Annotated in this window: 13 protein-coding genes; 10 read left to right on the top strand and 3 right to left on the bottom strand. The window is 61.9% G+C overall.

Annotated elements, in window-relative coordinates; genetic code table 11:
• The first annotated feature begins 1 nt into the window (after window position 1).
• The gene (locus ACS4NR_RS20805) at window positions 2-2,395 is read left to right on the top strand and encodes a fimbria/pilus outer membrane usher protein (RefSeq protein ID WP_456018221.1); all 2,394 of its coding nucleotides are present in this window, start codon (window positions 2-4) and stop codon (window positions 2,393-2,395) included.
• Window positions 2,392-2,922: a hypothetical protein gene (locus ACS4NR_RS20800; RefSeq protein WP_456018220.1), complete on the top strand. Its 531-nt coding sequence runs from the start codon at window positions 2,392-2,394 to the stop codon at window positions 2,920-2,922. The genes ACS4NR_RS20805 and ACS4NR_RS20800 overlap by 4 nt, the downstream gene beginning before the upstream one ends.
• Here the strand turns inward: ACS4NR_RS20800 and ACS4NR_RS20795 are convergent, their stop codons facing one another.
• Window positions 2,923-4,341: an aminotransferase-like domain-containing protein gene (locus tag ACS4NR_RS20795; protein WP_115985829.1), complete on the bottom strand. Its 1,419-nt coding sequence runs from the start codon at window positions 4,339-4,341 to the stop codon at window positions 2,923-2,925.
• A 179-nt stretch (window positions 4,342-4,520) separates the two neighbouring features.
• Between ACS4NR_RS20795 and ACS4NR_RS20790 the strand changes: the two genes are divergently transcribed.
• The gene (locus ACS4NR_RS20790; RefSeq protein WP_095137686.1) at window positions 4,521-4,766 is read left to right on the top strand and encodes a DUF1127 domain-containing protein; all 246 of its coding nucleotides are present in this window, start codon (window positions 4,521-4,523) and stop codon (window positions 4,764-4,766) included.
• A 133-nt stretch (window positions 4,767-4,899) separates the two neighbouring features.
• Here ACS4NR_RS20790 and ACS4NR_RS20785 read toward each other — a convergent pair whose 3' ends face one another.
• Window positions 4,900-6,210, bottom strand: a complete 1,311-nt coding sequence (locus ACS4NR_RS20785) for an NAD(P)/FAD-dependent oxidoreductase (RefSeq protein ID WP_456018219.1) — start codon at window positions 6,208-6,210, stop codon at window positions 4,900-4,902.
• Window positions 6,211-6,357: 147 nt separating this feature from the next.
• Here ACS4NR_RS20785 and ACS4NR_RS20780 point away from each other — a divergent pair, with 147 nt between their 5' ends.
• Window positions 6,358-6,711 (top strand): YkgJ family cysteine cluster protein, encoded by a 354-nt coding sequence (locus tag ACS4NR_RS20780; protein ID WP_456018218.1) that lies wholly within the window; start codon window positions 6,358-6,360, stop codon window positions 6,709-6,711.
• Window positions 6,712-6,799: 88 nt separating this feature from the next.
• Here the strand turns inward: ACS4NR_RS20780 and ACS4NR_RS20775 are convergent, their stop codons facing one another.
• Complete coding sequence (locus tag ACS4NR_RS20775) at window positions 6,800-7,288, bottom strand: Lrp/AsnC ligand binding domain-containing protein (protein ID WP_003177284.1); 489 nt, start codon at window positions 7,286-7,288, stop codon at window positions 6,800-6,802.
• Between the two features lie 156 nt (window positions 7,289-7,444).
• Here ACS4NR_RS20775 and dadA point away from each other — a divergent pair, with 156 nt between their 5' ends.
• From dadA to ACS4NR_RS20745, 6 genes are all read left to right on the top strand, one after another.
• The gene (gene dadA / locus ACS4NR_RS20770; protein WP_007962383.1) at window positions 7,445-8,749 is read left to right on the top strand and encodes a D-amino acid dehydrogenase; all 1,305 of its coding nucleotides are present in this window, start codon (window positions 7,445-7,447) and stop codon (window positions 8,747-8,749) included.
• On the top strand, window positions 8,721-9,074 hold the full coding sequence (locus tag ACS4NR_RS20765) for a RidA family protein (protein WP_007962384.1): 354 nt from the start codon (window positions 8,721-8,723) through the stop codon (window positions 9,072-9,074). The genes dadA and ACS4NR_RS20765 overlap by 29 nt, the downstream gene beginning before the upstream one ends.
• A 94-nt stretch (window positions 9,075-9,168) precedes the next feature.
• Window positions 9,169-10,242 carry an alanine racemase gene (gene alr, locus ACS4NR_RS20760; protein ID WP_456018217.1) on the top strand — a complete coding sequence of 358 codons (1,074 nt, stop codon included), beginning with the start codon at window positions 9,169-9,171 and terminating at the stop codon, window positions 10,240-10,242.
• Between the two features lie 88 nt (window positions 10,243-10,330).
• Window positions 10,331-10,879 (top strand): cupin domain-containing protein, encoded by a 549-nt coding sequence (locus ACS4NR_RS20755; protein WP_007920393.1) that lies wholly within the window; start codon window positions 10,331-10,333, stop codon window positions 10,877-10,879.
• A 182-nt stretch (window positions 10,880-11,061) separates the two neighbouring features.
• The gene (locus ACS4NR_RS20750) at window positions 11,062-11,478 is read left to right on the top strand and encodes a c-type cytochrome (RefSeq protein WP_095137682.1); all 417 of its coding nucleotides are present in this window, start codon (window positions 11,062-11,064) and stop codon (window positions 11,476-11,478) included.
• Between the two features lie 133 nt (window positions 11,479-11,611).
• Entirely contained in the window at window positions 11,612-13,534 is a 1,923-nt protein-coding gene (locus tag ACS4NR_RS20745) for an acetyl-CoA hydrolase/transferase C-terminal domain-containing protein (RefSeq protein ID WP_456018216.1), read from the top strand.
• Window positions 13,535-13,605: the final 71 nt, after the last annotated feature.

Here is a 13,605-nt window from a genome sequence, read left to right as displayed (position 1 = left end):
GATGGCGAATGCGATCGGCATGACGATGGCCAGTGAAGGGGTGGAGTTCGATGCGCAGATGCTTCGCGAGCGTGGACTCGACCCCGCACTGGCTGCGTATTTTCGCCAGGCGCCGCGTTTCCCCCAAGGCACATGGCTGGTCGCGCTTGAGGTCAATGGACAGCCACGGGGGCGGGTGTTCGTGACATTCAATGAAGAGGGTGAGCCGTGCCTGCAACCGGCCTTGCTCAAGGCTGCTGGCGTGCGCTCGCAAGCGGCTTTGACCCGCGCGGAACCGCAGCAGTGCCTGACGCTGGGTGAAGGTCTGCCGGCGGCAACCGTTGCATTGCATCCCGGCAAGGAACAGATCGACCTGCTGCTACCGACGGACCTGTTGGCATTGCCGGAATTCCAGCCACGCAGCTTCGCCAATGGCGGAGTGGGCGGCGTGTTCAACTACGATGTTTTGGTCATGGGCAGCCAGCACGAGGGGCAACGTAGTGACTTTCGCAGACTGGGTTCGGAGTTCGGCCTGAATGCCGGCAACTGGGTCTTGCGCAGTCGCCAGTCCTATACGCAATTGCCCGATAGCACTCGCTTCGAGCATCTGTATGCCTACGGCACGCGCACCCTAGAAGCCTACGAAGCCAACGTGCAGATCGGCCAATTGAACCTGCAGTCGCCATTGTTTGCCGGCGAATCGTTCAGTGGTGTGCAGGTTCTGCCGGAAGGTGCGTTCGCGCAAATGCGCGCAGCACAGGAGGGCGCACGCGGCGAGGTCGAGGGCATTGCCTGGTCGCCATCGCGAATCGAAGTCCGGCAGAACGGCGTGCTGATCTACACCACACTGGTGCCTGGCGGCCCCTTCACGTTGCGCGCGCTGCCGTTGTTGAGCAACCAGCTCGACCTCGAGGTCAGCGTGCACGAGCAGGAAGGGCAAGTGCGGCGTTTTCGCGTCCCGGCAGCCAGCCTGCAGGATCCACAATTCGATCGCGCCGACGGCTTCAATCTGGCGCTTGGCACGGTGCGCCGCCAGGGCTCGGATGATCGTCAGGCGCCGTCGTTTGCCACCCTTGGCCGGGAGTGGAGTCTGTCGCGCGCGCTGCGCATGAGCGGCGGGCTCCTCGGTGGGGCGGACTATCTGTCGGCAGGCTGGGGGCTGCAGCTTCAATGGCCGGGCAATCTGACCACCAGTGTGCGCCAGGTGCTGTCCAGCGATCGAGACACAGGCATTGCAGGTCATGAGGTGCAAATGACCGTCAGTGCCGTGTTGTCGCCGAATCTGTCTACCAGTGTGGTTGCGGTGCGCCGTGGCCAGGGCTTTCGCACCCTGTCGGACACCGGCTGGAGCCAGCAGCAGGGACGGGCCGAAGCCCCCGGGCGCGATCACTGGACATTTTCGCTCAACGGTACTGTCGAGCGCTGGGGGGCATTCGGCATGACCTGGTCGCGCTACACCAGCGTGGACGAGCCACCCAACATGCGCCTGGGATTGTCTTGGTCGCAGACGCTGCCCGCTCGGATCAGCCTGTCGTTGAGTCTGGAGCGGGGGATCGGCGATGCCGACGCGAGGCACCGGGGCACCTCGGTCTATCTGACGGCCGGGATGCCATTGGGCGATCAGCGCAGGGTTCGTAGCTATCTGCGCAGCGATCCGCGATCCGGGATGCGCAGTGGCGTGTCGATGAGCGAAGTGCTCAGTGAAACCCTGGCCTATAGCGCCCGTGCCGAACAGCGTGAAGCCGCGGCGCCATCGCTGGGTTTGCGGGTCAACGCACTGGCGCATTACACCAGTCTGGATCTGGGCCTGAACCAGCGAGCCGGGGCAAGCGAATTCGACCTGGGGCTGCGCGGCGGCATGGCGTTGCATCGCGACGGTGTGACGCTGTCGCCGTATCCACTGCGCGAGACCTTTGCCGTGCTCAAGGCTGGCGACCGTGCGGGTCTGAAGCTGTACACGCCGCAAGGCCCGGTGTGGACGGATGGATTGGGCCGGGCGGTGGTGGCGAGTTTGCCGGCCTATTCCACAGCCCGGCTGGAAGTCGATCCGTTGAGTTTGCCGCGCAACGTCGAGGTGCTCGACGGTTATCAGGAGGTCGAGGCCGGGCGTGGCTCGGTTCAGCATATGGATTTTTCCATCACCCGCGTGCGGCGTGTGCTGTTGAAGGCCAGGACGCTTGACCGGCAATGGCTGCCCAGTGGCCTCGCCGTACGGAACGGGCAAGGCGAATACGTGACCACGGTGCTTGAGGCCGGGGCGATCTTTCTGCCGGATATCAAGCCCGGGCAGCCGCTGCGGGTGCAGCTGTCGGATAGCGCGCACTGCGACCTGCAATTCAATCTGGCTGAATCGCCGGACGAGCACGCACTGATCGAGCCCGTCGACGCGCTCTGTCAGCCTTTGAACCTCACATGACCGGGTTATTGCGCATGCATCGATGGATGATCCCGATCACGCTGGCATCGTTGGCATCGACCTCGGTCATGGCCAGCGAAGCCTGCCGAATGACGCTCTCGCCGAGCACTGTGGACTACGGCGTTTCGACGCGGGCAGAGCTCCTCGCCCGGCCATCGGGCAATGACGGCAGTTTTGGTGTGCGCACTGTTCAGCTACGGATTCAATGTCCGGCTGCGCGCGCGATCAGGTGGTCCTTTGCTGCGCCGAGCAGCGACGCGCTGCATTTCCGCTGGGCACCGGGACGGTTGCAGATACGAATTGTGGCAGCGCGTCTGGATGGCGCGCCGGTGCAATGGCAGCGCGACGAAGGCGAGGCGGGCCTGTTGCAGCCTGGCGATCACATCACCGCCTGGCGCTCTGGCAGCCTCGCCGCCGGGCGCCATCTGGAGGTGGAGCTGGAAATCGAAGCCCGCGTCAGCGATGCCTCAAGCCGTGTCGCCGACCTTCAGCGATTTGAGGGGCTCGGCACCTTTCAGCTCGAATGATCAGGTTTCAGTCAGCAGTTTGATCGCCGCCGCGCCGACCTTGCGCACCGCTTCTTCGATCTGCGGTGTCGGTTTCGCCGCGTAGTTCATCCGCAGACAATTGCGGTACTTGCCCGAGGCGGAAAAGATGCTGCCGACGGCAATCTGTACGCCTTGGTCATGCAGTGCGCGATTGAGTTTCAGCGTATCGAAACCCTCCGGCAATTCGACCCACAGCATAAAGCTGCCTTGCGGACGACTGGCGCGAGTGCCGGCCGGGAAATAGCGCGTGACCCAATCGATCATTACGTCGCGATTGCGCTGGTATTGCGTGCGCATTCTCCGCAAGTGCGGTTCGAAGTACCCACCCTTGAGAAATTCGGCAATGGCAATCTGCGGCTGCGGCGCGGTGGAACCGGTGCTGATGTATTTCATGTGCAGCACCCGTTCCAGATACCGTCCCGGCGCAACCCAACCGATGCGCAGGCCCGGGGCCAGGGTCTTGGAAAACGAACTGCACAGCAATACGCGGCCATCTTCGTCGAAGGACTTGATCGTGCGAGGACGCGGGTAGGTGTAGGCCAGTTCGCCATACACGTCGTCCTCGATGATCGCCACGTCGAAACGCTGCGCCAGCGTCAACAACGCGCGTTTGCGCGACTCCGGCATGATGTAGCCGAGCGGGTTGTTGCAGTTGGGGGTGATCTGGATGACCTTGATCGGCCACTGCTCCAGCGCCAATTCCAGCGCTTCGAGGCTGATGCCGGTCAGCGGATCGGTGGGGATCTCCAGAGCTTTCATGCCCAGCCCTTTGAGGGTTTGCATGGCGCCGTGAAAGCTTGGCGAATCCACCGCGACGATATCGCCCGGCTCGCAAATGGCGTGGATGCTGGTGGACAGCGCTTCGTGGCAACCGGTGGTGATCACCAGGTCGCTGGCGCTCAACTGACAGCCGGAATCGAGCATCAACCGGGCGATCTGTTCGCGCAGTTCGAGGGTGCCGTGGATGTTGTCGTAATACAGACCGGGCATGTCCTGGCGGCGGCTGATCCGCGCCAGTCCGCGCAACAGCGGTTTCATCGTTGGCGTGGTCACGTCGGGCATGCCGCGACCCAGTTGCACCACGTCCTTGCGCGGCACCGCGCGAATCAGCTCCAGCACCTGATCCCACTGCGAAATCTCCACCGGCCGCTGCGCCGGACGCCCGACTGCGGGCAGCTCCGGCAGCTCGCGGCCCACCGGCACGAAGTAGCCCGACTTGGGTTTCGGCGTGGCCAGACCGCTGTCTTCGAGCATGCGATAGGCCTGCTGCACCGTGCTCAGGCTGACCCCGTGTTCTACGCTCAAGGCGCGCACCGAAGGCAGGCGATCGCCAGGACGGTAGAAGCCTTGTTCGATGCGGGTGCCGAGCAGCTCGGCGAGGTTCACATACAGGGTCATGGCACTGCCTCGATGCAGGTGATTCGTTAAACCAGTACAGATGCAGCAAAAATCGGTGATTCAGACACAGAAACGGCAAATCTGTATGGAGTTAATACAGATGCTTTGAATCTGTAATGCTTTTGCTGACCCGCGCATCATGGAATCTCTGGCTACCCAAGTAAACAGGAGCGACAAAAATGAACGGCTTGAGTGATGTGCGGCTGACGTTACACAGTCAGGAACTGGCGACAGGGCAGGAGGACAGTGCATGGAATAGCGCCATGCGCAACGCGCCGTCCGGCCTGAGTCGCTGGGGCTTGTTCTGGCATCGTCTGCACACGCGCAAGGCGTTGCTCAACCTGACGCCGGAGCAGCTCAAAGATATTGGGCTGACCCGGGAGCAGGCGCAGGAGGAGGGGTTGAAGCCGTTCTGGCGGATCTGAACGGTGTAGCGCCTGTTTCGGCCCCTTCGCGAGCAAGCCCGCTCCCACATTCGACCGTGTACTCAAGGTGGAGCGCGGTCACTTGTGGGAGCGGGCTTGCTCGCGAAGGCGTATTCAGGGCTTCAAAAAAACATCAGACCAACTCTTTAAGGCGGTGCCACAACATCCCCAGCGCCAGCAGCGGCGAACGCAAATGCTTGCCGCCGGGGAAGGTGATGTGCGGCACTTTGGCGAACAGATCAAAGCCACCGCTGTGCTGCCCGCTGATCGCCTCGGCGAGCAGCTTGCCGGCCAAGTGCGTGGCATTCACCCCGTGCCCGGAATAGGCCTGGGCGTAATACACGTTCGGCTGATCATTGAGCCTGCCGATCTGTGGCAGACGGTTGGCGCCGATGCCGATCATCCCGCCCCATTGATAGTCGATCTTCACGCCTGCCAGTTGCGGAAACACTTCGAGCATCTTCGGCTGCATGTACGCGCCGATGTCCTTCGGATCACGCCCCGAATAATGGCAGGCACCGCCGAACAACAGGCGACGATCCGCCGAGAGCCGATAGTAGTCCAGCGCCACGCGCTGGTCGCAGACCGCCATGTTTTGCGGCAGCAGGCTGTGCGCCAGTTCTGTGGAAAGCGGTTCGGTCGCGATGATGTAGCTGCCGGCCGGGAGCACTTTGCCGCTGAGTTGCGGATTGAGGTCGTTGAGGTAAGCGTTGCAGCCCAGCACCAGAGTCTTCGCCCGTACCGAGCCTTGAGCTGTGTGGACGCGAACTTCCGGGCCGTAGTCGATGCGCGTGACACCCGACTGTTCAAACAGTTTGACGCCCATTTGTTGCGCAGCAGCGGCTTCGCCCAGCGCCAGATTCAGCGGATGCAGATGCCCGGAACCCATGTCGATCAAGCCGCCGACGTAGCGTTTGGAGCCAACCACGGTGTGCATTTCATCGGCTTGCAGCAGACGGGTTTCGTAGCGATAGCCAAGGCTGCGCAGCTCTTCGGCGTCTTCGGCAAAGCCTTCGAGATCGGCCGGTTTGTTGGCGAGGTCGCAGTAGCCCCAGGTCAGATCGCACGGGATCTGGAACCGTTCGACGCGCTGGCGGACGATTTCCACCGCTTCCAAGCCCATCAGTTTCATCTGGCGAACGCCGTCGGTGCCGATGACGTTGCTGAACTGGTCGAGGCCGTGGCCGACCCCGCGAATCAACTGCCCGCCGTTGCGGCCGCTGGCGCCCCAGCCGATCCGGTGCGCTTCCAGCAACACCACACTGAGGCCGCGTTCTGCCAGTTCCAGCGCGGTGTTCAACCCGGAAAAGCCGCCGCCGACCACACACACGTCTGCGCTCAGCTCGCCCTGCAGCACAGGATAGTCGGGCTGCGGCAGACTGCTGGCGGCGTAATAGGAGGCAACGTGGGGTTGGCTCGCGAAGGTTCGGGCGCGGGCATTCATGGGCATCATCCAACGGCTGGGTGTCGAGAAAATTTGACGGAGCATAAGCCGCACGGCCGAAGACCGGCAACACTGGTCGGCCGTTGCTGTCTGGATCACGGCTTTTGCGGCACAATCACCGCCTATTTCATGTGGGTTACCGTTTTCATGAGTTGCAACCGCCAGACCATTCGCGACCTGCGTCAGCAGATCCCTACGTTCGACTGTGTGCCCGGTTGCCACGATTGCTGCGGGCCGGTGACCACCTCGCCGGAAGAAATGTCACGTCTGCCGCGCAAGTCCCGCGCCGAGCAGGATGCGGCGATGGAAGAACTGAACTGTGTGCACCTGGGGCCGGATGGCTGCACGGTGTATGGCGAGCGACCACTGATCTGCCGGTTGTTCGGTACCACCAAAACCCTGCCATGCCCGAACGGGCGGGGGCCGGTGGAGCTGATTCATCCGCGGGTGGAAAAGCAGATCTTCGAGTACATGGCGGCGAATCGGCAGGTGCTGGTCTGAAAAGATCGCAGCCTTCGGCAGCTCCTACATGGAAATGCGTTCTCCTGTAGGAGCTGCCGAAGGCTGCGATCTTGTGATCTTCCAAATCTCAGTCTGGAATCGGCAGGCTCAGACTCTCCTTCACCTCTTCCATCACGATATAGCTCTTCGACTCACGCACATGCGGCAGCTTCAACAGAATGTCGCCCAGCAGTTTGCGGTACGAAGCCATCTCGGAAATCCGCGCCTTCACCAGATAGTCGAAATCCCCTGACACCAGGTGGCATTCCAGCACGTGCGGCAGTTTCAGCACTGCGCGGCGGAACTCTTCGAAGGTGTCGCCGGATTTGTAGTCGAGGCTGATCTCGACGAACACCAGCAGGCTACCCTTCAGATGCTGCGGGTTGAGCCGGGCGTTGTAGCCCATGATGATCCCTTCGCGCTCCAGCCGCCGCACCCGTTCCGTACATGGCGTGGTGGACAGGCCGACCTTCTCCCCGAGTTCGGTAAACGATATGCGCCCGTCCGCCTGCAGGATCCGCAAGATGTTGCGGTCGATCTTGTCCAGCTCACGTTTGGTCTGAGTGTTGGTACGCATAGGGGATGCGCCTCCGTGAAAAGGGTTTTTGCCGAGAATTGTCGCCAAATATAGGCGCTTATATAGTGAAATGCACTGGCCATTCTTTTTTACACTGCGCGCATCATTGCTCTAACAACAGACGTACGCGGCCCCGCCGCGATGAGGGATACAAAAATGCGCGTAATGGTCTTGGGTAGCGGCGTCATCGGTACCGCCAGTGCTTACTATCTGGCTCGTGCCGGGTTTGAAGTGGTGGTGGTCGACCGGCAGCCAGCCGTGGCCATGGAGACCAGTTTCGCCAACGCCGGCCAGGTGTCGCCGGGTTATGCCTCGCCGTGGGCCGCGCCGGGTGTGCCGCTCAAGGCCATCAAGTGGTTGCTGCAGCGCCACGCGCCGCTGGCGATCAAGGCCACCGCCGACATCGACCAGTACCTGTGGATGGCGCAGATGCTGCGCAACTGCACCGCCAGCCGTTACGCGGTGAACAAGGAGCGCATGGTGCGTCTGTCCGAGTACAGCCGCGACTGCCTCGACGAACTGCGCGCCGAAACCGGCATCGCCTACGAAGGCCGCAGCCTCGGTACCACGCAACTGTTCCGCACCCAGGCGCAGCTCGATGGTGCCGCCAAAGACATCGCCGTGCTGAAAGAGTCCGGCGTGCCGTTTGAAGTCCTCGACCGCGCCGGCATTGCCCGCGTGGAGCCGGCCTTGGCCAATGTCACCGACATCCTCGCCGGTGCTCTGCGTCTGCCCAACGACCAGACGGGCGACTGCCAGATGTTCACTACGCGTCTGGCGGAAATGGCCGTGAAACTCGGTGTGGAGTTCCGCTTCGGCCAGGACATCCAGCGCCTCGACTATGCCGGTGATCGCATCAACGGTGTATGGATCGACGGCAAGCTGGAAACCGCCGACCGCTACGTGCTGGCCCTCGGCAGCTACTCGCCGCAACTGCTCAAGCCGCTGGGCATCAAAGCCCCGGTGTACCCGCTCAAGGGCTACTCGCTGACCGTGCCGATCACCAACCCGGCCATGGCTCCGACCTCGACCATTCTCGACGAGACTTACAAGGTCGCAATTACCCGTTTCGATAACCGCATCCGCGTCGGCGGCATGGCGGAAATCGCCGGTTTTGACCTGTCGCTGAACCCGCGTCGGCGCGAAACCCTGGAGATGATCGTCAACGACCTTTATCCTCAGGGCGGCAATCTGGCGGAGGCGAGCTTCTGGACCGGTCTGCGTCCGACTACCCCGGACGGCACGCCGATCGTTGGCGCCACGCCGTTCAAGAACCTGTTCCTCAACACCGGTCATGGCACCCTGGGTTGGACCATGGCATGTGGTTCCGGTCGTTTGCTGGCCGATCTGATGGCGAAGAAAAAGCCGCAGATCAGCGCCGAAGGTCTCGATATTTCCCGTTACGGCAATAAGCCTCAGGAGTCCGCAAAACATGGCAATCCAGCGCCAGCTCACCAATGAGCGCATGAGTCAGATCGTCACCCACAACGGCACCGTGTATCTGGCCGGGCAGGTCGGCGACGACTTCAACGCCGGGGTTGAGCAGCAGACCCGCGAGGTGCTCGGCAATATCGAGCGCCTGCTCGATCTGGCCGGGACTGACAAGCAGCATCTGCTGTCGGCGACGATCTACCTGAATGACATCGAGGCGCACTTTGCCGGCATGAACTCAGTGTGGGACCAGTGGCTGCCCAAGGGCGCCGCACCGGCCCGCGCCACCGTTGAAGCGAAGATGGCCAAGCCGAGCATCCTGGTCGAGATTTCCATCGTCGCCGCGTTGCCGTAACCGTTTCAAAGATCCCTCTCCCGGCGCTGTTGGCGGTTCACGTCGTCAGTCGGCGCCGGTTTTTCTTCCCATGACCGCCTAGAAGTCTGCCGCCATGCGTCCTGCCCGTGCCCTGATCGACCTAGAAGCCCTGCGCCACAACTACCGAATTGCCCGCGAAGTCACCGGCGCCAAGGCGCTGGCGGTGATCAAGGCCGATGCCTACGGTCACGGCGCGGTGCGTTGCGCCCAGGCGCTGGAAGCTGAAGCCGACGGGTTTGCCGTTGCCTGCATCGAAGAAGCGCTGGAGCTGCGCGCGGCCGGCATCAAGGCCCCGGTGCTGTTGCTCGAAGGGATCTTCGAAGCCGATGAACTGGCGCTGATCGTCGAGCATGATTTCTGGACCGTGGTGCATTCACTGTGGCAGCTCGAAGCCATCGAGCAGGCGGCACTGAGCAAACCGATCACCGTATGGCTCAAACTCGACTCGGGCATGCACCGTGTGGGCCTGCATCCGAAGGACTACGCGGCGGCCTATCAGCGCCTGCTGGCCAGCGGCAAAGTGGCGAAGATCGTGCTGATGAGCCACTTCGCCCGTGCCGATGAGTTGCACGAGCAGAGCAGCGCCGATCAGGTCGCGGTGTTCGAAGCGGCGCGTCAGGGCCTCGCCGCCGAAGTCAGCCTGCGCAACTCGCCGGCTGTACTTGGTTGGCCGCAGATTCACAGCGACTGGGTACGCCCGGGCATCATGCTCTTCGGCGCCACGCCGTTCGAAGAAGCCAACGCCTTGGCCGAGCGCCTGCAACCGGTGATGACCCTCGAATCGAAAGTCATCTGCGTGCGCGAACTGCCCGCCGGCGAGCCGATTGGCTATGGCGCTAAATTCATCACCGACAAGCCGATGCGCATCGGCGTGGTTGCCATGGGCTATGCCGATGGCTACCCGCGTCATGCCCCGACCGGCACGCCGGTGCTGGTCGCCGGCAAACGCAGTCGCCTGCTTGGCCGCGTGTCGATGGACATGCTCTGCATCGACCTCACCGATGTGCCGGAAGCGGACCTCGGTTCGACCGTCGAGCTGTGGGGCAAAAACATCCTCGCCAGCGAAGTGGCGCAGTGGGCGGACACCATTCCGTATCAGATCTTCTGCAACCTGCGTCGCGTGCCAAGGCTCTATTCCGAGGGTTGAGGCCAGCGCGGGGGCCAAGTGTTGTAAATACTGAACGCTGTCGCCATGATAACGCTCAATATTCTTACAACATCAGGAGGCTCCCGCCTTGGACGTCGGTGAACGACTGCAATCGATCCGCAAGCTCAAAGGGCTTTCCCAGCGTGAACTCGCCAAACGTGCGGGCGTCACCAACAGCACCATTTCGATGATCGAAAAGAACAGCGTCAGCCCTTCGATCAGTTCGCTGAGAAAGGTTCTGGGCGGGATTCCCATGTCCATGGTCGAGTTCTTTTCCGAAGAAATCCTGCAGGAAGTCCCGACCCAGATCGTCTACAAGGCCAACGAGCTGATCGACATCTCCGACGGCGCCGTGACCATGAAACTGGTCGGTCGCGCGCACCCGAGCCGGGCCATCGCGTTCCTCAATGAAATCTACCCGCCGGGCGCCGATACTGGCGAAGAAATGCTCACCCATGAAGGCGAGGAAACCGGGATTCTGGTGGAAGGTCGTCTGGAACTGGTGGTGGGGCTGGAAACTTTTATTCTCGAAGCCGGCGACAGCTACTATTTTGAAAGTACCAAGCCGCATCGTTTCCGTAATCCGTTCGACGCGCCTGCGCGACTAATCAGCGCAGCCACGCCGGCGAATTTTTAAACATAGAGGCGCCAAGCCATGACGGCGAAGGCATCCACAGAGTTTTTCCACAGCGCGGTATAACCCCTTCGACTATGGGGTTGTTTCAGTGTGGCGGGCTACCCGCTATACTTGCGCCCGCCTGCGAACCGTGGCCGCAGGCGTGAATAGCCACCATTGAGGGTGAACGCGTGAACCTAATTATGAAAATGCTGGCCGCACCAGCAACCGTACTGGCCCTCTGGGCTGTCAGCGCTCAAGCTGCGACGAATGACGACATTGCCAAACGCCTCGAGCCGGTCGGCCAGGTGTGCGTTCAGGGGCAGGAATGCAAAGGAATGGAAGTCGCGGCCTCCGCTGGCGGCGGTGGTGGGGCGAAGACGCCGGATGAAGTGATTGCAAAACATTGCAATGCTTGCCACGGCACGGGTCTGCTGGGCGCACCAAAAATCGGTGACGCGGCTGCCTGGGGCGAGCGCTCCAAGAAGGAAGGTGGCGTTGACGGCCTGCTCGCAAAAGCCATCTCCGGCATCAACGCCATGCCGCCAAAAGGCACCTGCGCCGACTGCTCCGATCCTGAGCTGAAGGGCGCAATCGAGAAGATGTCCGGCCTGAAATAAGACGCTTCTGACGAAAAAAACCGTCTTCGGACGGTTTTTTTGTGCCTGCGATTCAAGCCTTGGGCTGTCCTTTGCAGCAAAGTCGAGGCAAGCTCGGTCTACCTCTATTCACGGAACGGGCGGGAGGCTTCAGATGGTGCAGTTGTGTTCGATCGAACAGGCGGTGGACGACGTGCTCGCACGCTTGCCGGCGCATATCCACATGGGCATGCCGCTGGGGCTGGGCAAGCCCAATCACTTCGTCAACGCGCTGTACCGGCGGATCAAGGATCTTCCCGATCGGCAACTGACGATGTACACCGCGCTATGCCTGGGGCGGCCGACGCTGGGCGACGGTCTGCAGAAGCGCTTCATTGAACCCTTCGTCGAGCGCGTCTTCGGTGATTACCCCGAATTTGATTTCCTCGCCGACCTGCAGCATGACAGCCTGCCCGCCAACATCCGCATCCAGCAGTTCTTCATGCAGCCCGGCAGCCTGCTCAACAGCGCGCCGGCCCAGCAGGATTACGTCAGCAGCAACTACAGCCATGCCGCCCGCGACATCAACGCCGCCGGCCTCAATCTGGTGGCGCAATTGCTTGCCAGCAGCAGCGAACATCCTGATCGCCTGAGCCTGAGCTGCAACCCGGACATCACTCTCGACCTGTTGCCGATGATCGCCAGGCGCCGCGAAGCCGGGGAGACCATTCTGCTGGTTGGCCAGGTGCACACCGATCTGCCGTACATGCCCGGCGATGCCGAAGTCGATATCGACACCTTCGACCTGCTGATCGACGCGAAGGACAGCAGCACGCTGTTTTCCACGCCGAACATGCCGGTGGGCTTTCAGGATCACTTCATCGGCTTGCACGCCAGTACGCTGGTGCGCGACGGCGGTACGTTGCAGATCGGCATCGGCTCGATGGGCGATGCACTGACCGCCGCACTGCTTGCGCGGCAGGCAGATAACGCCGGTTACCAAGCGTTGCTCGATGACATCAATCTCAGTCAGTGGGCGCAACTGATCGAGCGCGAGGGCGGTACCGCGCCGTTCGCCAAAGGCCTGTATGGCTGCAGTGAAATGTTCGTCAACGGTCTGCTGGTGCTGGCCGATGCCGGGATCATCCGGCGCAAGGTCTACCCCGACGTGCACACTCAGGAGCAGGCCAACGCGGGCACTCTCGATGAGTCGGCGCAAACCGATGGCATCTCGGTGCACGGCGGCTTCTTCCTCGGTCCGCGCAGTTTCTACGAGCGCCTGCGTGAGTTGCCGCAGAGCAAGCGCCTCGAATTCAACATGACCCGCATCAGCTACATCAACGAGCTGTACGGGCAGGAAGAGCTCAAGCGCTTGCAGCGCCTCGATGCACGCTTCATCAACACCGTGTTCACCATGACGCTGTTGGGCGCGGGTGTGGCCGATCAACTGGAAGACGGGCGGGTGCTCAGCGGTGTCGGCGGGCAGTACAACTTCGTCGCCCAAGGCCACGCGCTGCACGATGCGCGCTCGATTCTGATCCTGCGCAGCTGGCGCGAGTCCGGCGGCGAGGTCAGTTCGAACATCGTCTGGGAATACGGCCACTGCACGATTCCAAGGCACCTGCGCGACATCGTGGTCACCGAATACGGCATTGCCGATCTGCGCGGCAAAACCGACGCGGCGGTGATCGAGTCGTTGCTGAACATCAGCGATTCACGCTTTCAGCCGGGGCTGATCGAACAGGCGCAGAAGGTCGGCAAGCTGCCGAAGGACTTCCGCCTCGATCCGCGATTTGCCGACAACACCCCGCAACGCTTGCAGGCGATCGCCGCAAAGCATCCGAATCTGTTCCCGGAGTATCCGCTGGGTTGTGATTTCACCGCGATCGAGCGCGATCTGCTGCGGGCGCTGAACTGGCTGAAGAGCAAGTTCAAGCTGAGCGAGATACTGGAGCTGGGCAAGGCAGCGCTGGATGCGCCAGAGGCTTCGACGTTCCCCGAACACCTTGAACGTATGCAACTGACCAACCCGGAAGGCCTGAAAGAAGACCTGTTCCAGCGCCTGCTGCTCACCGGCCTCAAAGCCACCGCGCAGTAACGGCTCACCCCAAAACCAACTGTGGGAGAGGGCTTGCTCGCGAAGGCGGTGTGTCAGTCAAAGAATAGGTC

The organism is Pseudomonas sp. JQ36, from assembly GCF_053851495.1.
This window is presented reverse-complemented; position numbering and strand designations above follow the sequence as displayed.

Coding starts and splice junctions, on each gene's coding strand:
- ACS4NR_RS20805 (WP_456018221.1), top strand. CDS start 2: ATGGCGAATGCGATCGGCATGACGATGGCCAGTGAAGGGGTGGAGTTC.
- ACS4NR_RS20800 (WP_456018220.1), top strand. CDS start 2,392: ATGACCGGGTTATTGCGCATGCATCGATGGATGATCCCGATCACGCTG.
- ACS4NR_RS20795 (WP_115985829.1), bottom strand. CDS start 4,341: ATGACCCTGTATGTGAACCTCGCCGAGCTGCTCGGCACCCGCATCGAA.
- ACS4NR_RS20790 (WP_095137686.1), top strand. CDS start 4,521: ATGAACGGCTTGAGTGATGTGCGGCTGACGTTACACAGTCAGGAACTG.
- ACS4NR_RS20785 (WP_456018219.1), bottom strand. CDS start 6,210: ATGAATGCCCGCGCCCGAACCTTCGCGAGCCAACCCCACGTTGCCTCC.
- ACS4NR_RS20780 (WP_456018218.1), top strand. CDS start 6,358: ATGAGTTGCAACCGCCAGACCATTCGCGACCTGCGTCAGCAGATCCCT.
- ACS4NR_RS20775 (WP_003177284.1), bottom strand. CDS start 7,288: ATGCGTACCAACACTCAGACCAAACGTGAGCTGGACAAGATCGACCGC.
- dadA (WP_007962383.1), top strand. CDS start 7,445: ATGCGCGTAATGGTCTTGGGTAGCGGCGTCATCGGTACCGCCAGTGCT.
- ACS4NR_RS20765 (WP_007962384.1), top strand. CDS start 8,721: ATGGCAATCCAGCGCCAGCTCACCAATGAGCGCATGAGTCAGATCGTC.
- alr (WP_456018217.1), top strand. CDS start 9,169: ATGCGTCCTGCCCGTGCCCTGATCGACCTAGAAGCCCTGCGCCACAAC.
- ACS4NR_RS20750 (WP_095137682.1), top strand. CDS start 11,062: ATGAAAATGCTGGCCGCACCAGCAACCGTACTGGCCCTCTGGGCTGTC.
- ACS4NR_RS20745 (WP_456018216.1), top strand. CDS start 11,612: ATGGTGCAGTTGTGTTCGATCGAACAGGCGGTGGACGACGTGCTCGCA.